We start from the raw sequence: 24,406 nt of genomic DNA, 5'->3' as shown, positions 1-24,406 counted from the left end.
CGGTCGAGGAGCCGTCGCCGGCCCCCGGGCCGAGATGCTCCTCGACGACGCAACCGCGGCAGCGAGTGCGGAGACGTCACCGCTGCGGGCCGCCCGCCACCTCCGCGGCGTCGACGTCTCCCACCACCAGGGCTGGATCGACTGGGAGCGCGTTGCGAACGATCGCGTCGACTTCGCCTGGCTCAAGGCGACCGAGGGCACCAGCCACACCGACCCGACGTACGTCGACAACCGCGACCGCGCGCGGGCCGCGGGTCTGCGCGTGGGCGGCTACCACTACTTCTCGATCTGCAGCGACGGCGCACCGCAGGCGGAGCACTTCGTGAAGGTGGTCGGCGACCAGTCCGACAGCACCACGCAGTTGCCGCCGGCCGTCGACGTCGAGCTCGACCCCGACTGCAACCCCACCCGCGAGGTGTTGCTCAACCGCCTCAGCGACTTCATCCGAGTCGCGGAGAAGGGCACCGGCCGTACCGTGATCGTCTACGCCTTCCCCGACCTCGAGCGCCGCTACAAGGTCAGCGAGAAGCTCGACCGGCCACGCTGGGTGCGCAAGCTGGGCGATCGGGAACCGGGTGGCAACTGGCTGGTCTGGCAGAAGTCACAGACCGCGGAGGTCGAAGGCATCAGCACCCCGGTCGATCTCGACCTCATGCGCCACTGACCCCCTCCCAGCCCAGAGCGCGGAGGTCGCAGCCGAGGGCGCGCAGATTCGGCCGTCGGCGCCATTCCGCGCGACCTCGACGCCACTCCACGCGACCTCGACGCCATTCCGCGCGACCTCGAGTCAGTCGGGCGGGACCCAGTCGATCCCTTCGGCCCGGCGCTTCTGCTCCGACTCCCGGTGGATCTTGGCCTGCCGCTGACGTTGTTGGCGCTCCTCCTCGATCTCGCTGGCGACCTTGCGATCGAGGGGTGACTTGTCGAAGTCGATGGCGACCGTGGCGAAGTCCTTGGTGCGCTGGGCGCGGGCCATGCCGCGGTAGGCACGCTTGTCGGCCTCGGTGAGCTGGACCCAGTCGGTGAACGGGGTCAGCAGCGCCCGCGGATAGAGGTGCAGGGCCAGCACCACGTTGACCGAGATGCCCATGACCGCGATCACCGAGCCGATGTAGAGCAGGCCGACCAGCCCGAGCACCACGCCGAAGGTCTGGGTCATCTCCGAGGTGTGCACCAGCACCCGGGTCACGAAGACCGCACCGAAGTGCTGGAGCACCTGCCACAGGGTTGCCACGAAGAACGCGCCCGGCGCCGCCTGCCAGACCCGGTGCCCCTTGGCCGTCGCGACCCGGAAGAGCAGGGTGAGGGCGGTGCCGAGCAGCACGACGTTGGCCAACCGCAACAGCCAGGCGACACGCGGGTCACCGGTCCACGACCCGAGGGCGTCGGTGGAGCTGCCCAGCGTCGCGAGGATGCTGATCGCCGCGATCGTCGTACCCACCACGAAGATCAGCACGACGCTGCGCAGCCGCAGCAGGATCGGGTTGGGCCGGGAGTTGCGCGGCACGTACCAAGCGACGTTCTGAGCGTTCTGCAGGGCCTGCCCCAAGCCCATGGCTCCGTAGACGGAGGCGAGGAAACCGATGATCACACCGCCCGTGGACCCCTCGAGGCCCTCAGGACGCCCGAGCTGGTCACCGATGATCGGGAACTGGCTGAGTGCGGTGTCGAGCAGTTGCTCCTGCAAGTGGGGTCGGCCCTCGAGCACGAAGCCGAGGATCGAGGAGCCCAGCAGCATGAGCGGGAAGATCGCGATGAACGCGTAGTAGGTGATGATCGCCGACAGGTAGTTGCCCTGGTCGTCGAAGAACTTGTAGAAGATGGCAAGCGGGACTCCCAGCACCGGATGCCGACGCTGGGCCCGATCGACCTTCGACACCGTGCCGCGGAACACAGGAGAAGGCTATCCGCCTCTCTGCACCACGAGAGGATTTGCGGCGGCCGGGGCGTCCGAGCCCTGACCGTCCGGTGCCCGAAGGCTGGTCCGCTTGGGAACCTTGCCGTGTGGCATGGCACCATCTTGGTCAAACAGACCGTGAAGAATCATCAGGAGAGGACAGATTCAATGGTCGATGTGGCTGCGGTGTTGGACGAGGCAGGGTTGTCCAACCCGAAGGTTCGGGAGTACGTCCAGCATTGGGCGGAACTCACCGGAGCAGAGCGGGTCGAGGTGGTCAGTGCCGCTGACGACGACCGCCTGATTGCGGAGGCTCTCGAGGCTGGTGAGCTCCTGCCCGCCGGTGAGGGTCGCTACTACTCCCGGAGCTACCACAAGGACACTGCGCGGTCCGAGGAGCGCACCGTCGTTGCGACCAATGACGAGAAGGACAAGGGCCTCTACAACAACTGGAAGCCCGCCTCCGAGATGCGTCCCCTCCTCGAAGGGCGTATGCGCGGCGCGTCCGCCGGCAAGACGATGTATGTCATCCCCTACCTGATGGCTCCGGCCGGCAACGCCCTCGCCCCGTGGGCGGCCGGCGTGCAGGTCACCGACACCCGTACCGTCGTGCTCCACATGATCCGCATGGCTCGGGTCGGCGCCGAATACGTCAACGACCTCGAGGACCAGGACAGCTTCGTCCGCGCCGTCCACGTGACCGGTGACCTCGAGAACCTGGGTCAGGGCACCCCCGACGACCAGCGCTGGTTCGTCACGGTCGCCGACGAGCGCACGATCCTCCACTACGGCTCGTCGTACGGCGGCAACGCGCTCCTGGGCAAGATCGCCCACGGTCTGCGTCAGGGCGCCTACGACGGCTGGGCCTCCAAGAAGTTCCTCGCCGAGCAGTACATGCTCATCGGTATCCACGACAAGGAGACCGGCAAGGACTACCACATCTGCGGCGGCTTCCCGTCTGCCTCCGGCAAGACCAACCTCGCCATGATGTTGGCCCCCGACGCCCTGGGCGACCGCTACCACGTCTCCTTCTACGGCGACGACATCGCGTGGCTCTGGGTCGACGAGAAGACCGGCAAGCTCTACGGCATGAACCCGGAGTACGGCGTCTTCGGCGTTGCGAAGGACACCAACGAGTCCACCAACCCGACCGCCCTGGAGTCGCTGGGCAACGGCACGAAGGTGATCTTCACCAACGTCGCCTACAACCCCAAGACCGAGGAGGTCTGGTGGGAGGGGCGCACTCCTGAGCCGCCCGCCGACGTCACGGACTGGCTGGACTGGAAGGGCGCGCCGATCGCCGACCGGATGGCGGAGCAGGCGAACGAGCCGTGGGCGCACCCCAACAGCCGCTTCACCACCACGCTCGGCAACGTCCCGAACATCGCGACCGACTACGACGCACCCACCGGTGTGCCGATCGACGCGATCATCTTCGGTGGCCGCACCCGTGACCGTGAGCCGCTGATCCGCGCGATCAACGACCTCCCCGAGGGCGTCTACGACGGCCTCACCCTGGGCGCCGAGGCCACGGCCGCCGCCGAGGGCAAGGAGGGCGTGCTCCGCTACGACCCGATGTCCAACCGCCCGTTCATGGCGTACGGCGAGGGTGACTACGCGCAGCATTACCTCGACATCGTCGGCGCCGCCTCCGAGCAGCCGATCTTCGCGCACGTCAACTGGTTCCAGCGTGACCCGGAGGACGGCCACTTCCTGTGGCCCGGATACCGCGACAACCTGCGCCCGCTCCTGTGGCTCCTGCAGCTGAAGAACGGCGAGGTCAAGGGTCGCCAGACCCCCGTGGGCATCCTCCCGCTCAAGGAGGAGCTCAACCTCGAGGGCGTGGACATCTCCGAGGAAGACCTCGAGAAGATCCTCACGATCGACAAGGCTCGCTGGCAGCAGGAGATGGGCTACCGCGCCGAGCACCTCGAGCAGTTCCCGAACATGCCCGAGTCGATCTGGGAGGCCCACCGCCGCGTGTCCGCCGACCTGGACGCCTACGAGGGCTGATCGTCTGAGCGTCGAGTTGCCCGCCCCGAGTTGAGCTCGGGGCGGGCTTCTCCATTTTCCCGATCAGTGGTGGCGTGGGTCAGTCCCACGCGTCGGCCACCTCATCGAACGTGAGCAGGCGTCGGTCACCGGTGACGAACCGGAGCCCGTCGACCCGAGCCCGGGCGAGCAGGATCATGCGGGCCAGGATCGACGTCGAACAACAGCACGGAGTGACCACTGATCGGGGCTCAGCCCAGGGGCTCGGCGTTCTCGAGCACGTCGGCCAGCTCGTCGAGGATGTCGGCATAGGCCGCGTAGGAGTACGGGGCCCCCGCATACCAGGTGCCGACCTGCCCGGCCTTCACCGCGGGAAGGTTGGCCCAGGTGTCGATGGTCCCCATCTTCGCCAGGACCGCCTCACTGTTGCGGCCGTCGATGAGGATGACGTCGGCATCTGCGAACTGCCCGGCCTCCTCCCACGAGTACTCCTTGAAGACCAGCGGGTCGGCGGGGTCGGCGCCCATCACCTCGATGCCTGCCTCGGTCAGCGTCTTGGTCTCCGGGAGCGTGACCGGGTTGACGACGTACAACGTGGTCTCGGTGCCGGAGGCGATGAGCACCTTGAGTCCCTTCGCCTCCTCGACCACCTCGCCGAGCGCCTCGTCGTAGTCGTCCTTGGCGTCGGCGAGCGCTTCGTTGCACGTCGTGTCGGCTCCGAGCCTCCCGGCGAGGTCGACGAACATCTCGATGGCCTCGTCGACGGTGTCCGGCTGCCCGTTGACGCCGAGGATCGGGGCCCGCTTCTCGATCTTCTTCTCCTGCTTGGAGGGCACGTACCAGAGCGCGCCGTCGAAGACGAAGTCGAGGAGCAGGTCAGGAGTCATCTGCGCATACTCGTCGATGTCGAACTCGCCCCACGTGGAGCCGATCGTGGTCACCTTCGAGAGGTCGACGCTGCCGCGCTGATAGACGGAGGCGGGGTCGTCGCCGAGCTCCCCGAAGATGCCGTCGACCTGGTAGCCGGCGTCCCAGAGGGAGGCCGCGACGCTGTTCTGCGCCACGACAGTCGTGGGCACGGTGTCGAGCTCGATCTCCTTGCCGCGAGCGTCGCTGAACTCGAAGCTGCCCTCCGGTTCGGCAGCCTGGCACTCACCGACCTCGTCCGGCTTGTCGTCGCCGGCCGAGTCGGGGTCGGTGTCGCCACTGCACGCGCTCAACACGAGCACCGCGCAGGCGGCGGCCGCCACGAACGGGGCACGACCACGGCGGGTCCCCAGGCGTCGGTTCATCACACTTCCTCCTTCAATGACGCCGACGGTTCCGTCGACGAGTCCCTCGGCAGTACGTCGACCCCCAGGTCCGGCGCTTGCCGTTGCTTCTTGCGCGGCACGACCAGGGGCGTGCCCGTCTCCGGGTCGGGAATGACGCGGCAGGCCAACCCGTAGACGTGCTCGACCAGTGCAGCAGTCACGACCTGCTCCGGGGCACCTTCAGCGACCACGGCACCGTCCTTCATCGCCACGAGGTGGGTGGCGTAGCGGCAGGCGAGGTTGAGGTCGTGGAGCACCGCCACGAGGGTGTAGCCGCGGTCGGCCCGGAGCTCCTCGCACATGTCCAGCACCTCGACCTGGTGAGCGATGTCGAGGAAGGTGGTGGGCTCGTCGAGCAGCAGGATCTCGGTGCGTTGGGCCAGCGCCATCGCCAGCCAGACCCGTTGCCGCTGCCCGCCGGAGAGCTCGTCGACGAGACGCCCGGCCAGCTCGGTGGTGTGGGTGGCGGCGAGCGCCTCACCCACCGCGGCCTCGTCGTCGGCGCTCCATTGCCGAAGCAGCGTCTGGTGCGGATAGCGGCCGCGGGAGACGAGGTCGGCCACGGTGATCCCACCCGGTGGTTCCTGCGACTGCGGCAGCAGCCCGAGTCGCCGGGCGACCTCCTTGGAGCCATAGTGATGGATCTCCCGACCGTCGAGATGCACTGCACCTGCAGACGGCTTCAGCAACCGCGCCATGCCGCGCAGCAGCGTCGACTTGCCACATCCGTTGGCGCCGACGATCACGGTGAACGACCCATCGGGCACCGCCAGGGTGAGGTCGCGGTTGATCACGTGGCCGTCATAGCCCAGCGAGACCCCGTGGGCCTCCAGTCGCTGTCCGCCGGTCGGTAGCCCGGCGGACCTCCGCGGCGTCTCCTCGTTCATGCGCGCCCCTTTCGCCATTCGCGGGTCAGCAGCCAGGCCAGGAAGGCACCGCCGAGCAGGCCGGTGACCACACCGACCGGCACCTGACGTGGCTGGAAGAGTTCTCGAGCCGCGAGGTCGGCAAGCACCAGGAGCATGGCCCCGGTGATTCCGGACGCGACGAGGTTGGGCCCGCCGGAACCCGTCAGACGGCGGGCGATCTGGGGCGCGGTGAGCGCCACGAAGGCGATCGGTCCGGCGGCAGCGACCGCAAGGCTGCTCAGGAGGACTCCGACCACCACGGCCCCCAGCCGCACGAGCGACGTACGTTGCCCCAGCCCGGCGGCGGAGTCGTCGGACAGTTCGCTGAGAGTGAGCGCCGGCGACAGGCACAGCGCCAGCACCGCCAGCACACCGACCGCGGAGGCCTGCACCGCAAGATCGTCCCAGTCGGCGCCAGCCAGGCTCCCGACCAGCCAGTTGCCCGCCTCCTGGGCCGCATAGATGTCGGCCTCGACGATCAGCATCGAGTTGATCGACAGGAGCATCGCGCCGACCCCGACACCGATGAGCACCAGCCGCAGTCCGTCGAGGCCGTTGCTCAGCGCCAGCGTGTAGACCACCAGCGCCGTGACCAGACCGCCGACGACGGCGCCGATCGATGCACCCGCGAAGCTGGTGCCGAAGACCAGCAACGCGACCAGGCCGCCGGTCGCGGCACCCACTTCGAAGCCGATGATGTCGGGCGAGCCGAGCGGGTTGCGGGCCACGGTCTGGAAGATCGCGCCCGAGCAGCCCAGCGCCGTACCCACCACGACCGCCGCGAGCACCCGCGGCAGGCGGGACTCCCAGATCAGGTAGTCCTCGAAGGAGGTGCCCTCACCGCGGAGGGTGAGCAGGAGGCGCGGGAAGCCCATCTGGATCTCGCCGAGGAGCAGGGCCGCGACGCCCGCACCGGCACAGAGCACCAGCAGTGCGAGGCAGACGAGCACGGCGCGCGTGGAGACGGCGCCGCTCCAGGCACCGACACGGATGCGCCGGGAGCGGGTGAGTCCGGGGACCGTCGCGGCAGTCACAGGTGCGCCAGTCGACGGCGGCGGACGAGGAGGATGAAGACGGGAGCCCCGACGAGGGCGCACATGATGCCGGCAGCGACCTCACCGTCGGTGACGATGCGGCCAGCGACGTCGGCCAGCACCAGCAGCGTGGCGGCCATCAGCATCGACAGCGGCACCACCCAGCGTTGGTCGGGCCCGACGAGATGTCGCGCCACGTGCGGCAGCACCAGCCCGAGGAAGGCGATCGGACCGGCAACGGCGGTCGCGGCACCGCAGAGCAACGTGATCGCGACCGCGGTGACGAGGCGGAGCCGACCGATGTTGAGGCCGAGGGCCCGCCCGGAGTCCGCACCCAGCGCCATCGCGTTGAGGGCCGGGGTGACCAGGAGGGCCGCAACGGCTCCGACCACGATGAAGGGGAGCGCCAGCCACAGCACCGAGAGCTCGCGGCCGACGACGGAACCGACGAACCAGAACCGCATCGCGTCGTACGAGGCCTGACTCGACAGCGAGACACCGCTGATGAACGCGGTGAGGACGGCGGTGAGGGCCGCTCCCGCCAATGCGAGCCGTACCGGGGTGGCGGCGGCGCGTCCACCACTGCCGAGCAGATACACCGCGACGGAGGCCAACGCAGCTCCGACGAAGGCCCACCAGATCTGCATCTCGGGGGCGGTGACGTCGAAGAAGGCGATGCCGGCGACGACTGCCGCGGCAGCGCCGGCGTTGACGCCGAGCAGTCCGGGGTCGGCAAGCGGGTTGCGGGTGAGCGCCTGCATCAGCGCACCCGCGCCGCCGAGCGCGGCGCCGACGACGACCGCGATGATCGTGCGGTCGAGCCGGAGGCCGAGCACGATGTCGTGCACCTCCCTCCGTCGGCACGAAGAGCTCGCGGAGCACTTCCCCGGGCTGAGCGCCCGGGCACCGACCATCAGGCTGAGCACCACCGCCCCCGCGAGAGCGACGCACAAGGCGATCGCGATCGGCACCGGACGCCGGTGTGCCGACGCCACCAGCGGGGCCGCCGGGGCACTCACGGACATGCAGGAACCCTTGTCTCCGAGGAAAGCCAACAGGTAAGGCTAACCTAAAGAAACCCCGGTTCCGCAAGCGCAAGCAGGCCCCGAAGATCAGACGATTCGCGCCGTCATCACGCCGAAGCCGGCGATGTAGTCCTTGATCGGCCGGTAGAAGCTCGACGTCACCCCATAGTTGCCAGCGCGGGGTAGTCCCGGACAAACTTGTAGACAAATCGGGCAGCCGACTACAAGTTCGTCCGGGACTACCCCGCGCTCAACGAGATCAGCGGCCGTGGCGGCGGGCGAGAGTGTTGCCCAGGGCGGCAGCGGCGGCACGCAGTTCGGAGATGTGGGCCTCGGGGCGGAAGCGGCCGACGGGGCCGGTGACACTGATTGCGGCGATCGCGGTACGACCGTCCTCCTCGAGGATCGGGGCGGCGACGCACAGCAGGCCGGGCGTCGATTCCTCACGCTCGAAGGCGACCCCAGCCTCGAGCACCCGGTCCAGCTGCTGCTCGAGCAGCCCCGGCGCGACGACGGTGTGGGGAGTACGCCGTACGAGCGGCGCGGTCAGCACGCTGCGTCGTACGTCGGGACTCGCGTGGGCGAGCAGCGCCTTGCCGATCGCGGTGCAGTGCATGGGCATCCGACCACCGGTGCGCGACGGGCTGCGAGCCTGGCGATGGCCACCGATCTTGGCCACGTAGACGACCTCCGTGCCCTCCTGGAGACCGAGGTGGACGGTCTCGTGGGTGCGCTCGTAGAGATCCTGGAGGAACGGCATGGCCACCTCCAGCAAGGTGCGCTCGGTGGCGGCGCGCATGCCGAGCTCGAAGAGCCCACCGGCCAACCGGTAGCCGTGCTCGGTCTTGTCGAGCAGCCGGTGGCGCACCAGCTCGGCAGCAACGCGGTGCACCGTGCCCTTCGGCAGCTCGGTCCTGCGCACGAGCTCGGCCAATGGCAACAACCGGTCATCGACACGGAAGGCACGGAGGATCGCGACGGCCTTGCCGACCGCCGTGTCCGTCACCTCGTCTGCCACAGGCATCAGCGTACCGCTGAGCGGAACGCGCCGATGGTCCCCGGCCACCCCTGCGACGGACAGTTGCACCATGAGCGAGACGACCGGGAAGACCAAGGTGGCGATCATCGGGTCCGGCAACATCGGAACCGACCTGATGATCAAGGTGATGCGCACCAGCGAGCACCTCGAGATGGGAGCGATGGTCGGCATCGACCCCAACTCCGACGGGCTGGCCCGCGCGAAGCGCTTCGGCTTCGCCACCACCGCCGAGGGCGTGGACGGCCTGATGGCGCTGGAGGGCTTCGACGACATCGAGATCATCTTCGACGCCACCTCCGCCAAGGCCCACGTGCACAACGCCGGCAAGCTGACCCCGCTCGGCAAGCGGCTCATCGACCTGACGCCCGCGGCGATCGGCCCGTACGTCGTGCCCGCGGTCAACCTCGACGACCACCTGGACGCGCCCAACGTCAACATGGTCACCTGTGGTGGCCAGGCGACCATCCCGATCGTCAACGCCGTCTCCCGCGTCGTTCCGGTGGCCTACGCCGAGATCGTTGCCTCGATCTCCTCGAAGTCCGCCGGACCCGGCACCCGCGCCAACATCGACGAGTTCACCGAGACCACCTCGGCCGCCATCGTCGAGGTCGGCGGTGCCGAGCGCGGCAAGGCGATCATCATCCTCAACCCGGCCGAGCCGCCGCTGATCATGCGCGACACGGTCTTCTGCCTGGTCGACGCCCCCGACGAGTCGATGCACGACGAGATCCGCGCCTCCATTGAGAAGATGGTCGGCGACGTCGCGGCCTACGTCCCGGGCTACCGCCTCAAGCAGCAGGTGCAGATCAACGCGATCCCCGCGGACCAGCCGGTGCACACGCTCACCGACGGTCGGCGCCCCAGCCACCAGGTGTCGGCGTTCCTCGAGGTCGAGGGCGCTGCGCACTACCTCCCGGCCTACGCCGGCAACCTCGACATCATGACCTCGGCCGGCCTGCAGGTCGCCGAACGCATCGCAGCACGGAAGGCGGCCACCGCATGAGCACCCCGATCTTCGTCCAGGACGTCACCCTGCGCGACGGCATGCACGCCGTCCGCCACCGGATCACTCCCGAGAAGGTCGGCGAGATCGTGCGGGCGCTCGACGCCGCCGGCGTCGACGCGATCGAGGTCGCACACGGCGATGGCCTCGCTGGTGGTTCGGTCAACTACGGCCCCGGCTCGCACAGCGACTGGGAGTGGCTGGAGGCTGCGGCCGAGGCGATCACCAGTGCCCGCCTCACGACCCTGCTGCTGCCCGGCGTCGGCACCGTCCATGAGCTCAAGCGGGCTTGGGACCTCGGCGTCCGCTCCGTGCGCATCGCCACGCACTGCACCGAGGCCGACGTCTCCGCTCAGCACATCCAGGCGGCCCGCGAGATCGGCATGGACGTCTCCGGTTTCCTCATGCTCTCCCACATGGCGCCGCCGGAGAAGCTGGCGGAGCAGGCGAAGCTCATGGAGTCGTACGGCGCCCACTGCGTCTACGTCACCGACTCCGGTGGCCGCTTGACGATGAACGACGTCGCCGCCCGCGTGCAGGCCTACCGCGACGTGCTCGATGAGGGCACCGAGATCGGCATCCACGCGCACGAGAACCTCTCGCTGTCGGTGGCCAACTCCGTGGTGGCCGTGGAGAACGGCGTGTTCCGCGTCGACGCCTCGCTCGCCGGTCACGGCGCCGGCGCGGGCAACTGCCCGCTCGAGGCCTTCATCGCCGTCGCCGACCTGTCGGACTTCAAGCACGGCTGCGACCTCTTCGCCCTCCAGGACGCGGCCGACGACATCGTCCGCCCGCTGCAGGACCGACCGGTGCGGGTCGACCGCGAGACGCTCACCCTCGGCTACGCCGGCGTCTACTCGTCGTTCCTCCGGCACGCGGAGACCGCCGCCGAGCGCTACGGCCTCGACGTGCGCGACATCCTCACCGAGTGCGGCGCCCGCCGCCTCGTCGGCGGTCAGGAAGACATGATCGTCGACATCGCGCTCGACCTGGTCGCCGCGAAGGGCTGACCCCTCCGGGCACCACGACCGGTGGTCGCTCCCCTGCTGTCCTCACGTCGGAGGGCAGCAGGGGCGCCGACCGATCACGTCTCAGATGTCCCGCGGGGCATACATGATCATCGCGACCCCGACCAGGCACACCAGCGCGCCGGCGATGTCCCAGCGGTCGGGCCGGAACCCGTCCGCGACCATTCCCCACGCCAGCGAGCCCGCGACGAAGACACCGCCGTACGCCGCCAGGATGCGTCCGAAGTGGGCGTCCGGTTGGAGCGTGGCCACGAATCCGTAGGCACCGAGGGCCAGCACGCCGGCGCCGATCCAGAGCCAACCCCGGTGTTCGCGCACGCCCTGCCAGACCAGCCAGGCACCACCGATCTCGGCCAGCGCGGCCAGGCCGAAGAGCAGCAGCGACTTCGTGACGGTCATGGTGATGATCGTCGCAGACCCCGCGCCGCCCCGCGGCTCGCCCCGGCCGGTGCGCCGGGAGCGCTCGACCGATCCGGTTCACCTGCGATGCTTCCGCAGCGGATCCGGCAGTCTCCTGCTGCGAGGGTTCACGTGCCCCCGTTCAGCGAATGCGCGTCAAGTGACTGCCGCGGAGGGCCGACGCAGCACCAGGTGCGTGACCAGACCGGCCACCAATCCCCAGAAGGCCGCGCCGATGCCGAGCACCGTGACCCCGCTCGCCGCGACGAGGAAGGCGACCACGGCAGCCTCGCGCCCCTCGGCCGCGGACGTTGCACCGGCCAGGCTGGCACCAAGCGTGCCGAGCAGTGCCAGACCAGCCACGGTCTCGATCAGGCCGGCCGGCGCGGAGGTCGCCAGGCTGATCAACGCCACGGAGAGCAACGCCAGCACCAGGTAGGCCCAAGCTGCGGTCTCGGCGGCGATCCATCGACGCTTCGGGTCAGGATGGACCTCGGGGTTGGCCGCCAACGCAGCCGTGATCGCGGCCAGGTTCACCGCGTGCCCACCGGCCACTGCGCCTCCCAACGTGCCGAGTCCGGTGACGGTCATGGTCTCGCGCCACGGCACCCGATAGCCGTAGCTGGCCATCACCGCGACACCTGGCACGTTCTGCGAGGCCATCGTGACGACGTACAGGGGCAGGGCGATGCCGAGCACCGCGCCGACACTGAGCTGCGGGACCGTCCCGCTCACCGTCGGCACCCAACCCCCGTCGATCCCACCGTGGCCGGATGCCCAGACACCGATGACCACCAGAGCGACGGCGAAGGCAGTCGGCACCGCGGCCTTGGGGGCGAACCGGAGGAGGGCCAACCAGGTGAGCACCACCGGAGCGACCAACGCAGGCTCGTCGATGAGCGAGGTGACGGGCGCAAGGCACAGCGGCACGAGGACGCCGGCCAGCATCGCCTGTGCGATCGGCGTGGGGATCGCGCCGATCAGGTCGCCGAGCACCGGCCACATGCCGGTGAGCAGGATGAGAACACCGACCACCAGGAACGCGCCGACCGCGGCCGGCCAACCTCCGTCGACCATGCCGGTGCCTGCCAGCAGCGCGGCCCCGGGCGTCGACCAGGCGAGGGTGAGCGGAATCCGGTGCCGACGGACCAACCACAGCATTCCCAGCGCCTGCGCGATGCAGAGCACGGCGAGACCGCTCGCGGCTTGTGCTGGAGTCGCGCCGACTGCGGTCAGCCCGGCCAGCACCACCGCAAAGGAACTCGTGAACCCCACGAGTGCGGTGAGGATCCCGGCGGTCACCGGCTGACTGCGACTGCTCTGCACGTGAGCACGCTAGTGCCTGAGCCCCCGCCACTCGTGCCGACTCGACTGTCCGCGCTGGCTGACTCGAGCTGCTAGTTGCGCTGACTCGACTGGTCCTGGTGGTGCAGCGCCAGGCCCCAGGCGACGCCCTTGGCGATCACCCCGAGCATCAACAACACGGATCCGAACACGACGAAGGCCGCGCCGTAGCGCGCGGACTCCCCGGACCCGCCGATGCTCAGGCCCGCCACCACGAGCAGGGCACCGAACAGGATCGCGCTGTAGGGCAACGGCACTCGCTGGGTGCGGGTCGTGTTGGCGGGCTGGGGCGAGGAGGACGGCACGCGGCCATCCTCCCCACCTCGATTCAGCCGCGGATACCGATCAGGTTTCCGTCCGCGTCGACGAGCACGCAGATGCGGACACCGGCGGCGACCTGCTTCGGCGCCAGCTTCTCCGTGGCGCCGGCCGCGATCAGCTTCTCGCGTGCCGCGTCGAGATCCGGCACATCGGCATACAGGACGGGGACGCCGACGCTGTCGTCGCCGGGCGCGAGTGCGATCTCGAAGCCGTCGACGTTGTAGCCGACGTAGTACGGCGTGTCCGTGTGCGGCTCGCCCGCCAGCGCACCATAGACGGCCTTGGCGACGTCGAGGTCGGTCACCGGGATCACCATGCTGTTGAACATCTGCTCCTCCTTCTCCAAGCCGACGCTGCGTCGGCCTTTCCTCGTTGACGATCGGCCGTGGCCCGATGTGACATCAGGTCGCGGGAGTTCGATGCTCCCGCACCACGAGCACCACGACCAGGGCCGCCATGACCGCAGCGGTGATCGCGAACGGCACCGGAATGACTGGGTCGAGCAACACCAGCACCGCCGCGGCCAGCACTGTCAGGTCGACCCGACGGTCACCGACCTTCCGGATCGCCACCACCCAGACACCGAGCAGGAACACCGCGATCGGGACGGTCACCGTGAACGACGCCGCCACCTCGGAGAGCTCGCTGCGATGGGTCAACACATCGATCTCGACCTCGACCCCAGCAGAGAACGCCCCGGCGGCAGCGAAGACGAAGTAATGGCCGTAGCCGTAGCGCAACGTGTTCCAGATGCTCCCGATCGCGGCGTGGTGGGGCGGCCAGAAGTAGACCCACCACAGGGCAGCCGTCACCACAAGAGTGAGTACGGCGAGGGCAATCAGGCCAGCCATGTCTTCGTCGGCATGCAGGGCCCCAATGATGGCGGTCGACGAGGCGAGCAAGCTCTCGCCCAGCAGGATCAGGGTGAAGCAGCCATAGCGCTCGGTGATGTGGTGCGGGTGCCACGGCGTCTGCCCACGACGCTCGGCCGTCGCCGGCACACTGATCTCCGCGGCGATCAGCACCACCAACGCCACCGTCCCCGCGGTGCCGTCGAGCAGGAGCATTCCCAGCCAGAGCACCTGCAGCGCGGCGATGCCCCCGGCATAGGTGAGGGTCGCGACCCGTGCCTGACCGGCCGACCTCGAGGCGCGCAGCCAGTGGGCGACCATCGCGACCCGCATGACGACGTACGCCAGCACGAGCACGGTGAAGTCGTCGTCGACGAAGGCCGGCTCGATGCCCGCCGCCAGCACGAGCACCCCGCCCATCTGCACGAAGGTGACGACACGATAGAGCCAGTCATCCGCGGCCTACTCCGGGACCCGACGAGTGGTCGATCCTTGCTGTTTTCGGGAGGAAGAACAGCAAGGATCGACCACTGATCGTCGAGTGCGTCAGACCGAGCTGCGGAAGCCCCGCAGTCGCAGGCTGTTGGTCACCACGAAGACCGACGAGAAGGCCATCGCGAAGCCGGCCAGCATCGGGTTGAGCAAGCCCGCAGCAGCCAGTGGCAGTGCCGCCACGTTGTAGGCGAACGCCCAGAAGAGGTTGCCCTTGATCGTGGCCAGCGTGCGTCGCGACAACCTGATCGCGTCGACGGCCACGAGCAGGTCGCCGCGCACCAGCGTCAGGTCGCTGGCCTCGATCGCAACGTCCGTGCCGGTGCCCATCGCGAGCCCCAGATCGGCAGTGGCCAGCGCGGCGGCGTCGTTGACCCCGTCGCCCACCATCGCCACCACGCGGCCCTCGTCCTGCAGTCGCTTGACCACGTCGACCTTCTCCGAGGGGAGTACGTCGGCAATCACCTCGTCGATGCCGACCTCCGCCGCGACGGCGCGGGCCACGACCTCGTTGTCACCGGTGAGCAGCACGGGGCGAAGCCCGAGCTCACGTAGGCGCCGGATCGCCTCGGCGGAGGTCTCCTTCACCGCGTCCGCGACCACGACGATGCCGCGAGCGGCCCCGTCCCAGCCGACGGCGACCGCCGTACCCCCTGCTCCCGAGCGTCCTGCAACGCCGACTCCAGCTCGGGCGTGAGGTGCTGCGACCACTCCTCCAACAGCCGCGGACGGCCGACCAGGACGGCGTGGGTGGTGTCGCCGACCGCGACGACACCCTGCACCCCGAGACCCTCGATGCTGGTGAAGTCGTCGACCTCGGGCAACGCGCCGTCTTCACGAGCGGCGTCGGCGATGGCCCGGGCGATCGGGTGCTCGGAGGCGGCCTCGAGGGCTCCGGCCAACCGGAGCAGGAGATCGGCGTCCTCGCCCTCGGCGGCGACCACGGAACGCAGTCGCATCTCGCCCGTGGTGACGGTGCCCGTCTTGTCGAGCACCACGGTGTCGACCCGGCGGGTGGACTCGAGCACTTCCGGACCCTTGATCAGGATGCCCAACTGGGCCCCTCGTCCGGTGCCGACCATGAGGGCCGTCGGCGTGGCCAACCCCAGCGCGCAGGGGCAGGCGATGATCAGGACCGCGACAGCGGCAGTGAAGGCAGGACTGAGACCGTTGCCGGTGCCCAGCCAGAAGCCGAGGGTGGCCGCGCTGAGCAGGATCACGATCGGCACGAAGACGCCCGAGATCCGATCGGCCAAGCGCTGCACCTGGGCCTTCCCGGTCTGCGCGTCCTCCACCAGACGGGCCATCTGTGCCAGCTGGGTGTCGGCGCCCACGCGGGTCGCACGCACCACGAGCCGCCCGCCAGCATTGACGGTCGCGCCCACCACCGCGTCACCGGGTCCGACCTCCACCGGGACGGATTCGCCGGTCAACATCGACGCGTCGACCGCCGACGTTCCGGTCTCCACGACACCGTCGGTGGCGATCTTCTCGCCGGGACGGACCACGAAGCGCATCCCCTCGGCCAGGTCGCCGATCGGCAGCAACCGCTCGGTGCCGTCGTCGGCCTGAACCGCGACCTCCTTGGCGCCGAGCTCCATCAGGGCCCGCAACGCGGAGCCAGCCTGCCGCTTGGCGCGATGCTCGAACCATCGGCCGGCGAGCAGGAACGTGGTCACGCCGGCAGCAGCCTCGAGATAGATGTTGCCGGAGCCGTCCGTGCGCTCCACGGTGAACTCGAAGGGGTGGGTCATCCCCGCGACGCCCGCAGTGCCCCAGAAGAGCGCATAGACCGACCAGCCCAACGCGGCCAGCGTGCCCATCGAGATGAGCGTGTCCATCGTGGTGGCGCCGTGCCGCAGGTTGGTCCAGGCCGCCTTGTGGAACGGCCATGCACCCCAGACCACGACCGGCGCGGCCAGGGTGAGGGAGAGCCACTGCCAGTTGGTGAACTGCCAGGCCGGCACCATCGCCATCGCGATCACCGGCACGGTGAGTACGGCGGAGATCACCAGCCGCTGCAGCAACGGGTCGACGCCCTCCTCGGCACCAGGCTCCGACGCGGCACCCGCAGCACCCGGCGAGGGGGCAGCGTGGCGGCGTATCCGGCCTCCTCGACGGTGGTGAGCAGCAGGTCGGGGCTGATGTCGGCGACGAAGCTGACCTTCGCCTTCTCGGTGGCGTAGTTGACGGTGGCGGTGACGCCGTCGAGCTTGTTGAGCTTGCGCTCGATGCGGTTGGCGCAGGAGGCGCAGGTCATGCCGGTGACGGCGAGCTCGACCTGCTGGTCGACCTGGCTGTCAGTGGGTGTGGGAGTCACTGTGATCCTCCTGCTCCTCATCCTGCGCAGCGGGCGCCGCGCCACTCGTGCTCAACGTGAAGGCCGCGGTGCGGACCACCCCTTCGTGCCGGAAGTCGAGGTAGAGGTGATAGCGGCCAGTGCTGGGAACGTTGGTGTGGAAGACGACCTCGGGACCTGCGTCGCCCTCCTCCGGGTGGACGTGGAGGTAGGCCAGGTCGCCGGCGCGCAGCGCCACGAGGTGTCCGTAGGCGCCCAAGTAGGGCTGGAGGTCGGTGACCGGCCGGCCGTCCTTCGTGATCGCCAGGCTCAGCTCGGTGTCGCTGCCGGGGGTGAGGTCGCCGGTCAGACGCACCTCGTAGCCGTCGACCTCGGCCGTTCGCGACTCCGCCGCTGCCTCGGTCGGTTCGTAGTCACCGGCGACCTGGAGGTCGGCACCGAGAGTGAGTGGGGCGCCGTGGGCCGAGAAGTCGGCGAAGACCCGCCAGGTTCCTGGTGTCAGGTCCAACTCGGTACGCCAGGTGCCCCGCTCGCCGAGCGTGGGGTGCACGTGCTGGAAGCCGGTGAGGTCACGGCGTACGGCGATCAGGTGCAACTGCTTCTCGTGCACGACGTCGTAGTCGGTGACCGGATCGCCGTCAGCGTCAGTGATGGTGAAGGCGAGCTCACGAGCCTTCCCGGCGGGGGCGGACTCGGAGGCGAGCTCGAGCGTGTGACCCGCGCTGCTGACGGCGAGGCCCCCGGGGAGCGTCTCCGGGGGTCGCCCTCGTCACCATGGCCGCCGTGCCCCTCCGCCTCCTCGGTGTGCCCGTGGCTCCCGGTGTCGGTGTCGACCGGGCCGACCGCCTTCCCGATGCCCGCCGCTGCGCCGAAGACCACCAGCGCGATCGTCAGGAAGCCGAGCAACCTCACCGGCGTGCTCATGACGGGCCCTCCGTGACTTGGTAGCCGGCCTCCTCGACGGCGGCACGGACGGCGGTGTCCTCCAAGGGAGAGGCACTGGTGACGGTCACGGCACCGCTGGGCAGGTCGACGTCGACCTGCTCGACGCCGGCGAGCTCGGAGACCTCCTCGGTGACCGACGAGACGCAGTGTCCGCAGGTCATGCCGGTGACGGTCCAGGTCTGGATGGTGCTCATGGTGACTCCTTCGGTCGATGTCAGATGGTTGAACTTGCCTCGGTGCTCGAGACCCCGTTGGTCGAGCCTGTCGAGACCCTGCAGAAGGGTCGACCGTCCTGAGCCCGTCGAACGGCCGAGACCTGCGAAGGGCCGAGACCCACGGTCAGGAGCGGACGAGCCGCGCGATCGCGTCGGAGGCTTCCTTGAGCTTCACGTCGGCCTCGGGCCCTCCTGCCTTCACGGCATTCACGACGCAGTGCGCCATGTGCTCGTCGAGCAGGCCGAGCGCAACCGCTTCGAGCGCCTTCTTCATCGCGGAGACCTGCGTGAGGATGTCGATGCAGTACTTCTCCTCCTCGACCATCCGCTGCAGCCCCCGGGCCTGACCCTCGATCCGGCGCAGCCGCCTGAGGTAGTCGTCCTTGGTGTGGTTCGCGATGTAGCTGTGCTGGTGGGCGTCGTGCTCCATGGTGGCCTCCTCGGTTCCTGCGACATCAATACAGTACCCCCTAGGGTATATGGATCAAGAACAGGCACCCCGAACGAAGTCGTGCGCCCCAGCTGCCGGAGCAACCGGGGCGCACGACCTAACGAACGACCGGATCAGCCGCGTTCGGCCCAGGCCCGCGCGAGCGCCTCATGAGCGGGGTGGTCGACGTCGACCTCGACCGGCTCCCCCTCCAGCCACATGGAGCCGGACCAGGCCTCCAAGGTCATGGGCGCGGAGGGCGAGGGATACCAACCCGGCGGCAGCACCCGACGGTCGGGCGGCGCGACGACAGTGCCGTCCCGGCGCAGGCACCACAGGCCACGGAGGTCGAAGGCCGCCCGGGTGCGGACCCCGTTGTTGCGGGCCGATCCGACACCGCCTTGGCCCAGCTGTCCGTCGCGCAGGGCCCAACCGCGGGCGGCTCGCTCGAACACGACCAACATCGACCGCACCTGGTCCCGCAGGGTCACCCAACCGGCGACGAGGACGCCGAACACCGGCAGGATCCAGACGAACCAGGGCGCGTCCAAGTAGATGCAGAGCAGGTAGCCGGCCACCAGGACGACCCACGCCGAGACCGCGCGCCACCACGCGAAGCGCACCGGCGTCGGCACCGCGGCAGGCGGCTCAGCAGGCACGACCGGCGCGCAGTCGAGGGAGCGGAACTCCCAGAACCCGGGAGCCAGGGTCGGGTGGGTGATGCTCAGCTCCGCCACGACCTTGGCGGGGAGCAACTCCAGCGCCGGTACGTCGCCCCAGCGACGCAACGGGTCATCCTGCGGCTGCTCCGGATCCACCAAGGCACTGCTCCTCGACTCGCTGTGTCTGCGCAACCGTCAGTCTGCCCTCCTCGCCACAACGTCATGTGCCCCGGTCGTCAGGACGACCGGGGCACATGACGTCCCACTGGGGAGGGGGAACCGGGTTCAGGTGATGGTGCCGAGGGGTGAGCCCTGCTTCACCACGTCCCCCTCGGCGACGCCGTGGGTCAGGGTGCCGGCGCAGGGGGCGACGATCTCCATGTCGACCTTGTCGACCGCGACCTCGGCGAGCAGGTCACCCTCGTCGACGACGCTGCCGTCCTCGGCGAACCACGTGGCCAGCGCCCCCTCGGCATCGGGATCCTTCTCCGAGACGATCGGAAACACGACGTCGGTCATCGCCCCACCTGATCAAGGATCGCCGCCTTGATGCGCGCCGGAGTCGGGAGGGCGGCGTACTCCAGGGGGCGGGAGTAGGGGATCGGCACGTCGGGCACGGCGACCCGGCTGACCGGCGCCTTGAGGAGCGTCGGGTCGTGCTCGACCACGCGAGCGACGATCTCGCCGGAGAGGCCGTAGGAGAGATAGTCCTCGTCGACCACCACGAGGTGGCCGGTGCGCGAGACCGATTCGATGATCGTCTCGGCGTCGAGCGGCACGAGGCTCCGCAGGTCGATCACCTCGGCATCGACCCCCTCCCCGGCGAGCTCCTCGGCAACATCGAGGGCGTGGTGCACCGACAACGAGAGGGTCACCACGGTGACGTCGGAGCCGGATCGCGCGACAGCGGCCTTGCCGATCTCGACCGTGTGGTCGCCCTCGGGGACCGGACCGATCGAGCGAGGGTTCTTCGCCATCCACGGCAGGCCCTGGATGCCCTTGTGGAACATGAAGACCACGGGGTTGTCGTCACGGATCGCCGAACGCATCAGACCAGCGGCGTCGGCCGGGTTGCTGGGCACGACCACCTTCATGCCGGGCAGGTGGGCGAAGGTGCCCCACAGGCACTGCGAGTGCTGGGCGCCGTCGGAGTAGCCACCGCCGACCGCGGTCATCAGCACCATCGGCACCTTCACGTTGCCGCCGGACTCGTAGTGGATCTTCGCCATGTGGTTGTAGATCTGGTCCATGCAGACGCCGAAGAAGTCGACGAACATCAGCTCGACGATCGGCCTCATGCCCTCCACCGCAGCACCGATGGCAGCGCCGATGAATGCGGTCTCCGAGATCGGGGTGTCCATCACCCGTTCCGGACCGAAACGCTCGAGGAGCCCGGTGGTGGAGGAGAAGATGCCTCCGTAGGGTCCGACGTCCTCGCCGAGCACGAAGACACTGTCGTCGCGCTCCATCTCGGCGGCGATCACCTCGACGGTGGCCTTGGCGGTGTTGAGCCTGCGGGTCCTCGGCTCCTGGATCGTGGTCATGGCACTACCTTTCAGGCGAAGACGTAGTCGCGGACGCTGTCGGGGTCGGGCAGCGGGCTCGCCTTCGCGAAGTCGATGGCCGCCTCGACCGCCGCCGAGGCCTGCTCACGGATGGTGGTGACGCTGTTGTCGTCGAGCACGCCGTCTGCGCGCAGGGTGGCCTCGTAGGTGGGGATCGGGTCGTGTCCCGGCACCCTCCAGATCGGGCCGATAACCCTGCGCGTCTCCCTCGAAGTGACCCCACAGCCGCAGGGTGTGCACCTCGAGGAGCGTGGGTCCGCCGCCGGCGCGGGCCCGGTCGATCGCCTCGCCGGCGGCGGCGTACACGGCCTCGACCGAGTTCTCCTCCACCCGCACGCCCGGGATCCCGTAGCCGCGGGCCCGTTCGGCATTGGAGGGGATCGAGGTCGACGCGCTGCGGGGCACCGAGATGCCCCAGTCGTTGTCCTCCACCACGAAGAGGACGGGGAGCTTCCAGAGGGCAGCAAGGTTGAGGGACTCGTGGAAGGCGCCCTGGTTGGCGGCACCCTCACCGGTCACGGCGACGGCGACGCGATCGGTGCCGCGCTTGCGGAAGGCGAGCGCCTGGCCGACGGCCGGCGGATAGCCCTCGGCGATGATCCCGGAGCAGGAGAAGTGGGTGGCCGGATCGAAGAGGTGCATGTGGCCGCCCCGGCCGCGACCGAGGCCGTCGACCCGGCCGAAGATCTCGGCGGTCATGGCTTGCAGGTCCATGCCGTGCGCGATGGCGAAGTGATGGGGTCGGTGAGTGGCAGTGACCGCGTCATCGGCGGTGAGATGAGCACAGACACCGGCAGCGACCGGCTCCTGCCCTGCGGAGAGGTGCATCTCTCCGGGGATCAGGCCGGCACCGATGTCGAAGACCGGCTTCTTGTCGGCGTGGTATTCGCGCAGGATCGCCTCCTCGTAGGTGCGCACCAGCACCATCGTGGAGAAGAAGTCGAGTCGGGTGGTTGCTTGCATGGGTCCTCCTTGACCGGGACTCCATGCTGTGACCTGGGTCACGCCTTCGGCAACGGGTGTTATTTCAAATGGTGATCGGCTGCGATATCGCCCAGCCGAGCCGGCGGGCAGCTCGCCGTAGCGCGACCGATGGCGCAGGGTCGGCTGCGCGTCGCGAGGGCAGCGACACCGCAACGGCGCCCACGGTGTCGCCGACCCGGATCGGCGCCGCCCGGCAGGAGGTGCCGAGCAGGTACTCCTCCGCATCGGCCCAGATGTCGGTCTCGTCGGCCAGCCGCTGCTCCAGCACTCGCCGACTGGTGATCGTGTTGGGCGTCAGGTCGTGGAGTTGGTGGCGATCGATGTAGTCCATGCGCTGCTCCAGCGGCAGCCCGGCAAGGATGCACTTGCCGAAGGCGGTCGCATGCCCCGAGTCGTGCACCCCGACCCACAGGTCGACGCACGGTGCATCGGGGCCCTCGGCGATGTCGACCAAGCGGATCTCCCCTCGGAGAAGACCGACAGGTAGGTCGCGCCGCGGACCTCGTCACGCAGACTCCGCAACACCGCCCGGATCTGCGGCAGCTGCGCCTGCAGCCCGGGGGCGTCGTGCGGCCGGGCCGCCTCGCCGAGCACGTAACCCTCGTCGAGCTTGCGCAGATATCCCTCGTGCACCAGCGTGCGCAGCAGGTGGTAGGCCGTCGGCAGCGGGAGACCGACCATCCGGGCCAGACGCTTGGCGGACAACACGTCCTCGCTCGCCGCGACAGCTTCGAGCAGACGCAAGGCCCGCTGCACCGAGCCGATGAGCGTCGGCTGAGCCACGACGTACCTCCTCGCGCCACTCGACCGGGGCCGCGTGGCGCCGGTCACATCACCACGGTATCGGAGCCGACCGCAGAACTCACTCCCCGAAATGGTGGAAGCGAGGGACGACCCACCACCTGGCCGGCGTCGGTCAGCGGCCGTGGAGGAGGCGGAGCATCCTGGGCAGCGCCTTCACGAGCCAGCCGGGGCGGTCCATGGTCATCAGGTTGACCGGCGCCCGGCGGCGTTGGGTGGCGACGGCGCGGGTGCGGGTGAACTCGCGCAGACCCTCGGGTCCGTGGATGCGCCCGAAGCCGCTCTCGCCACGCCCACCGAGCGGCATCGAGGCCATGCCGGCGAAGCCGATGACAGAGTTGACCGACACCTGCGAGGTGTCGAGCTGGTCGACGATCTCGTCGGCGTGGTGGCGCGAGAAGACGGATCCGCCCAGACCGTAGCGGGTGTCGTTGGCGAGCTTCACCGCCTCATCGAGCGAGTCGACCGTGGTCACCGTGATGGTCGGCCCGAAGGTCTCCTCCTGGATCGCCGCCGACTCGTGCGGCGGGTCGAGCAGCAGCACCGGCGCCGCATAGCGGTCACCGACGCTCTCCGGACCGCCCACGACGGCCTCGGCTCCACCGGCGATCGCGTCGTCGATGTGTCGTCGGACCACGTCGAGTTGGCTGGGCATCGTCATCGGCCCGTAGGAGGAGCCTGCCTGCGATCCGGGCCGCAGCGCCCGCATCCGGACCGCGAGCAGCTCGACGAACCGGTCGCGCACCTCTCGCTCCACATAGACCCGTTCGATGCCGACACACGTCTGCCCGCTGTTTCCGAGAGCACCGAAGGCGATGGCGTCAGCGGCCCGTGCCAGGTCGGCGTCAGCGGCGACGATCGCGGCGTCCTTGCCACCGAGCTCCATGACCACCGGCACCAGCGACTCGGCGCATGCTGCCATCACCTTGCGGCCGGTCGGGCCGGATCCGGTGAAGGCGAGCTTGTCGACGACGGCACGGCACAGCGCGGCTCCCGTGTCGCCGTACCCGGTCACGACCTCGAGTACGCCGCGGGGTGCGCCGGGATTGGCGGCGCGGAAGGTCTCCGCGAAGAAGGTCCCGATCGCGGGGGTGTATTCGCTGGGCTTGAAGACGACCGTGTTGCCGGCGGCGAGGGCCGTGGCGATGGAGCCGTTGGGAGTGAAGACGGGATAGTTCCACGGGCCGATCACGCCGACGACGCCGAAGGGCAGGTGGTCGACGCGGGCGGAGAAGTTGGCGAGCATCGCGCCGGGCCTGCGCTTCTCGGAGGCGAGTTCCTTCTCGGCATGCTTCGCGACCCAGGTGATGTGCTCGAGCGCGAGCAGGATCTCGAGTCGCGCGTCGGTGAGTGGCTTTCCGTTCTCACGGCGGATCAGCTCGGCCAACTCGTCACTGGTCCGGGCAAGGTGGCGCCGCCAGTTGAGCAGCGCGACGCGGCGACCGCCATGTCCCTGTTCCTGCCACCAGACGCTGGCCTCACGCGCTCGCCTGACGGCGTTGCGGACCTCCTCCTCACCCTGGACGGGGAACGTGGCCACCACCTCGTCGGTGGCCGGGGAGGTCGAGACGAGCTGCTGGGTCATGCCGACTCCTGAGTTCGGGGGCGCGCTGAAGACGTCGCCACCTACGGTACGAGAATGACTCACGGAGGGCCGCAGGTCCATCGACGCGATGCGTGACGGCGCAGCCACCGACAGCACTACGCTGCGCTGGTGGACACTCGCCGGCGGGACGCATGAGTCGGCGCATCGGCCTGCTGCAGGTGTGCACGGCCGGCATCCTCTGGGGCACCGGAGGCCTGGTGGTGACACTGCTGCACCAACGCGACGGCATGGGCGCGATGACCACCAGCGCCTG

General features: G+C 69.3%; 26 protein-coding genes and 3 pseudogenes. 4 read left to right on the top strand and 25 right to left on the bottom strand.

All coding sequences use genetic code 11. From position 1 onward, the window contains the following. Window positions 1-34: 34 nt before the first annotated feature. A complete protein-coding gene (locus tag L1066_RS23950; protein WP_235738861.1) occupies window positions 35-664 on the top strand; it encodes a glycoside hydrolase family 25 protein in 630 nt (209 codons plus the stop codon). 123 nt (window positions 665-787) lie between these two features. Here the strand turns inward: L1066_RS23950 and L1066_RS23945 are convergent, their stop codons facing one another. Continuing rightward, window positions 788-1,894, bottom strand: coding sequence for a YihY/virulence factor BrkB family protein (locus L1066_RS23945; protein ID WP_235738860.1), 1,107 nt, complete (start codon window positions 1,892-1,894; stop codon window positions 788-790). A gap of 171 nt (window positions 1,895-2,065) precedes the next feature. On the opposite strand from L1066_RS23945, the gene L1066_RS23940 reads away from it, so the two are divergent. Next, a complete protein-coding gene (locus L1066_RS23940) occupies window positions 2,066-3,910 on the top strand; it encodes a phosphoenolpyruvate carboxykinase (GTP) (protein ID WP_235738859.1) in 1,845 nt (614 codons plus the stop codon). Window positions 3,911-4,140: 230 nt separating this feature from the next. Here the strand turns inward: L1066_RS23940 and L1066_RS23935 are convergent, their stop codons facing one another. The 5 genes from L1066_RS23935 to L1066_RS23915 all read right to left on the bottom strand — a co-directional run bounded on the left by L1066_RS23935 (window position 4,141) and on the right by L1066_RS23915 (window position 9,193). Beyond that, window positions 4,141-5,181, bottom strand: a complete 1,041-nt coding sequence (locus L1066_RS23935; protein WP_235738858.1) for an ABC transporter substrate-binding protein — start codon at window positions 5,179-5,181, stop codon at window positions 4,141-4,143. Beyond that, a complete protein-coding gene (locus L1066_RS23930) occupies window positions 5,181-6,089 on the bottom strand; it encodes an ABC transporter ATP-binding protein (RefSeq protein WP_235738857.1) in 909 nt (302 codons plus the stop codon). The genes L1066_RS23935 and L1066_RS23930 overlap by 1 nt, the downstream gene beginning before the upstream one ends. Further along, complete coding sequence (locus L1066_RS23925) at window positions 6,086-7,144, bottom strand: FecCD family ABC transporter permease (protein WP_235738856.1); 1,059 nt, start codon at window positions 7,142-7,144, stop codon at window positions 6,086-6,088. The genes L1066_RS23930 and L1066_RS23925 overlap by 4 nt, the downstream gene beginning before the upstream one ends. Then, on the bottom strand, window positions 7,141-8,199 hold the full coding sequence (locus L1066_RS23920) for an iron chelate uptake ABC transporter family permease subunit (RefSeq protein WP_235738855.1): 1,059 nt from the start codon (window positions 8,197-8,199) through the stop codon (window positions 7,141-7,143). Before L1066_RS23920 ends, L1066_RS23925 begins: the two co-directional genes overlap by 4 nt. 229 nt (window positions 8,200-8,428) lie before the next feature. Then, window positions 8,429-9,193, bottom strand: a complete 765-nt coding sequence (locus tag L1066_RS23915) for an IclR family transcriptional regulator (protein ID WP_249225384.1) — start codon at window positions 9,191-9,193, stop codon at window positions 8,429-8,431. Between the two features lie 64 nt (window positions 9,194-9,257). Between L1066_RS23915 and L1066_RS23910 the strand changes: the two genes are divergently transcribed. Further along, on the top strand, window positions 9,258-10,211 hold the full coding sequence (locus L1066_RS23910) for an acetaldehyde dehydrogenase (acetylating) (RefSeq protein ID WP_235738853.1): 954 nt from the start codon (window positions 9,258-9,260) through the stop codon (window positions 10,209-10,211). After that, window positions 10,208-11,221, top strand: coding sequence for a 4-hydroxy-2-oxovalerate aldolase (gene dmpG, locus L1066_RS23905; RefSeq protein WP_235738852.1), 1,014 nt, complete (start codon window positions 10,208-10,210; stop codon window positions 11,219-11,221). The genes L1066_RS23910 and dmpG overlap by 4 nt, the downstream gene beginning before the upstream one ends. 81 nt (window positions 11,222-11,302) lie before the next feature. Here dmpG and L1066_RS23900 read toward each other — a convergent pair whose 3' ends face one another. From L1066_RS23900 to L1066_RS23820, 19 genes and pseudogenes are all read right to left on the bottom strand, one after another. Beyond that, on the bottom strand, window positions 11,303-11,638 hold the full coding sequence (locus L1066_RS23900; protein ID WP_235738851.1) for a YnfA family protein: 336 nt from the start codon (window positions 11,636-11,638) through the stop codon (window positions 11,303-11,305). Between the two features lie 156 nt (window positions 11,639-11,794). Continuing rightward, window positions 11,795-12,964 (bottom strand): benzoate/H(+) symporter BenE family transporter, encoded by a 1,170-nt coding sequence (locus L1066_RS23895; protein ID WP_235738850.1) that lies wholly within the window; start codon window positions 12,962-12,964, stop codon window positions 11,795-11,797. A gap of 71 nt (window positions 12,965-13,035) precedes the next feature. Then, window positions 13,036-13,287: a hypothetical protein gene (locus L1066_RS23890; RefSeq protein ID WP_235738849.1), complete on the bottom strand. Its 252-nt coding sequence runs from the start codon at window positions 13,285-13,287 to the stop codon at window positions 13,036-13,038. Between the two features lie 23 nt (window positions 13,288-13,310). Continuing rightward, on the bottom strand, window positions 13,311-13,631 hold the full coding sequence (locus tag L1066_RS23885; RefSeq protein ID WP_235738848.1) for a VOC family protein: 321 nt from the start codon (window positions 13,629-13,631) through the stop codon (window positions 13,311-13,313). 73 nt (window positions 13,632-13,704) lie between these two features. Further along, window positions 13,705-14,601: pseudogene (locus L1066_RS23880) on the bottom strand (low temperature requirement protein A); the annotation flags it as partial. Window positions 14,602-14,700: 99 nt separating this feature from the next. Then, window positions 14,701-16,987: pseudogene (locus L1066_RS23875) on the bottom strand (heavy metal translocating P-type ATPase). After that, window positions 16,947-17,453, bottom strand: a complete 507-nt coding sequence (locus L1066_RS23870) for a DUF8832 domain-containing protein (protein WP_512699735.1) — start codon at window positions 17,451-17,453, stop codon at window positions 16,947-16,949. Before L1066_RS23870 ends, L1066_RS23875 begins: the two are co-directional and overlap by 41 nt. Beyond that, window positions 17,427-17,603, bottom strand: a pseudogene (locus L1066_RS29360) (DUF8832 domain-containing protein); the annotation flags it as partial. The pseudogene L1066_RS29360 and the gene L1066_RS23870, both read right to left, overlap by 27 nt. Next, complete coding sequence (locus L1066_RS23865; protein WP_235738845.1) at window positions 17,531-17,869, bottom strand: hypothetical protein; 339 nt, start codon at window positions 17,867-17,869, stop codon at window positions 17,531-17,533. The pseudogene L1066_RS29360 and the gene L1066_RS23865, both read right to left, overlap by 73 nt. Continuing rightward, window positions 17,866-18,084: a heavy-metal-associated domain-containing protein gene (locus L1066_RS23860; RefSeq protein ID WP_235738844.1), complete on the bottom strand. Its 219-nt coding sequence runs from the start codon at window positions 18,082-18,084 to the stop codon at window positions 17,866-17,868. Before L1066_RS23860 ends, L1066_RS23865 begins: the two co-directional genes overlap by 4 nt. Before the next feature lie 145 nt (window positions 18,085-18,229). Then, entirely contained in the window at window positions 18,230-18,535 is a 306-nt protein-coding gene (locus L1066_RS23855) for a metal-sensitive transcriptional regulator (RefSeq protein ID WP_235738843.1), read from the bottom strand. A 134-nt stretch (window positions 18,536-18,669) separates the two neighbouring features. Continuing rightward, window positions 18,670-19,356 (bottom strand): hypothetical protein, encoded by a 687-nt coding sequence (locus L1066_RS23850; protein WP_235738842.1) that lies wholly within the window; start codon window positions 19,354-19,356, stop codon window positions 18,670-18,672. 126 nt (window positions 19,357-19,482) lie between these two features. Then, window positions 19,483-19,716 (bottom strand): biotin/lipoyl-containing protein, encoded by a 234-nt coding sequence (locus L1066_RS23845; RefSeq protein WP_235738841.1) that lies wholly within the window; start codon window positions 19,714-19,716, stop codon window positions 19,483-19,485. Next, the gene (locus tag L1066_RS23840; protein WP_235738840.1) at window positions 19,713-20,741 is read right to left on the bottom strand and encodes an alpha-ketoacid dehydrogenase subunit beta; all 1,029 of its coding nucleotides are present in this window, start codon (window positions 20,739-20,741) and stop codon (window positions 19,713-19,715) included. Before L1066_RS23840 ends, L1066_RS23845 begins: the two co-directional genes overlap by 4 nt. A gap of 11 nt (window positions 20,742-20,752) precedes the next feature. Next, a complete protein-coding gene (locus tag L1066_RS27285) occupies window positions 20,753-20,881 on the bottom strand; it encodes a hypothetical protein (protein WP_283095602.1) in 129 nt (42 codons plus the stop codon). Further along, window positions 20,847-21,725, bottom strand: a complete 879-nt coding sequence (locus L1066_RS23835) for a thiamine pyrophosphate-dependent dehydrogenase E1 component subunit alpha (RefSeq protein WP_235738839.1) — start codon at window positions 21,723-21,725, stop codon at window positions 20,847-20,849. Before L1066_RS23835 ends, L1066_RS27285 begins: the two co-directional genes overlap by 35 nt. A 64-nt stretch (window positions 21,726-21,789) precedes the next feature. Next, entirely contained in the window at window positions 21,790-22,158 is a 369-nt protein-coding gene (locus tag L1066_RS23830; protein WP_249225380.1) for an IclR family transcriptional regulator domain-containing protein, read from the bottom strand. Then, window positions 22,041-22,529 (bottom strand): helix-turn-helix domain-containing protein, encoded by a 489-nt coding sequence (locus tag L1066_RS23825; RefSeq protein WP_235738837.1) that lies wholly within the window; start codon window positions 22,527-22,529, stop codon window positions 22,041-22,043. Before L1066_RS23825 ends, L1066_RS23830 begins: the two co-directional genes overlap by 118 nt. A 133-nt stretch (window positions 22,530-22,662) precedes the next feature. After that, complete coding sequence (locus L1066_RS23820; protein WP_235738836.1) at window positions 22,663-24,132, bottom strand: aldehyde dehydrogenase family protein; 1,470 nt, start codon at window positions 24,130-24,132, stop codon at window positions 22,663-22,665. Window positions 24,133-24,406 lie beyond the last annotated feature (274 nt).

Source organism: Nocardioides alcanivorans (assembly GCF_021555175.1).
GTDB classification, from domain to species: domain Bacteria; phylum Actinomycetota; class Actinomycetes; order Propionibacteriales; family Nocardioidaceae; genus Nocardioides; species Nocardioides alcanivorans.
Note: the sequence above shows the minus strand (reverse complement) of the source record. Positions and strands in the feature narration are given on the sequence as shown.

Coding starts and splice junctions, on each gene's coding strand:
- L1066_RS23950 (WP_235738861.1), top strand. CDS start 35: ATGCTCCTCGACGACGCAACCGCGGCAGCGAGTGCGGAGACGTCACCG.
- L1066_RS23940 (WP_235738859.1), top strand. CDS start 2,066: ATGGTCGATGTGGCTGCGGTGTTGGACGAGGCAGGGTTGTCCAACCCG.
- L1066_RS23935 (WP_235738858.1), bottom strand. CDS start 5,181: ATGAACCGACGCCTGGGGACCCGCCGTGGTCGTGCCCCGTTCGTGGCG.
- L1066_RS23930 (WP_235738857.1), bottom strand. CDS start 6,089: ATGAACGAGGAGACGCCGCGGAGGTCCGCCGGGCTACCGACCGGCGGA.
- L1066_RS23915 (WP_249225384.1), bottom strand. CDS start 9,193: ATGCCTGTGGCAGACGAGGTGACGGACACGGCGGTCGGCAAGGCCGTC.
- L1066_RS23910 (WP_235738853.1), top strand. CDS start 9,258: ATGAGCGAGACGACCGGGAAGACCAAGGTGGCGATCATCGGGTCCGGC.
- dmpG (WP_235738852.1), top strand. CDS start 10,208: ATGAGCACCCCGATCTTCGTCCAGGACGTCACCCTGCGCGACGGCATG.
- L1066_RS23900 (WP_235738851.1), bottom strand. CDS start 11,638: ATGACCGTCACGAAGTCGCTGCTGCTCTTCGGCCTGGCCGCGCTGGCC.
- L1066_RS23885 (WP_235738848.1), bottom strand. CDS start 13,631: ATGTTCAACAGCATGGTGATCCCGGTGACCGACCTCGACGTCGCCAAG.
- L1066_RS23865 (WP_235738845.1), bottom strand. CDS start 17,869: ATGAGCACGCCGGTGAGGTTGCTCGGCTTCCTGACGATCGCGCTGGTG.
- L1066_RS23860 (WP_235738844.1), bottom strand. CDS start 18,084: ATGAGCACCATCCAGACCTGGACCGTCACCGGCATGACCTGCGGACAC.
- L1066_RS23855 (WP_235738843.1), bottom strand. CDS start 18,535: ATGGAGCACGACGCCCACCAGCACAGCTACATCGCGAACCACACCAAG.
- L1066_RS23845 (WP_235738841.1), bottom strand. CDS start 19,716: ATGACCGACGTCGTGTTTCCGATCGTCTCGGAGAAGGATCCCGATGCC.
- L1066_RS23840 (WP_235738840.1), bottom strand. CDS start 20,741: ATGACCACGATCCAGGAGCCGAGGACCCGCAGGCTCAACACCGCCAAG.
- L1066_RS23835 (WP_235738839.1), bottom strand. CDS start 21,725: ATGCAAGCAACCACCCGACTCGACTTCTTCTCCACGATGGTGCTGGTG.
- L1066_RS23820 (WP_235738836.1), bottom strand. CDS start 24,132: ATGACCCAGCAGCTCGTCTCGACCTCCCCGGCCACCGACGAGGTGGTG.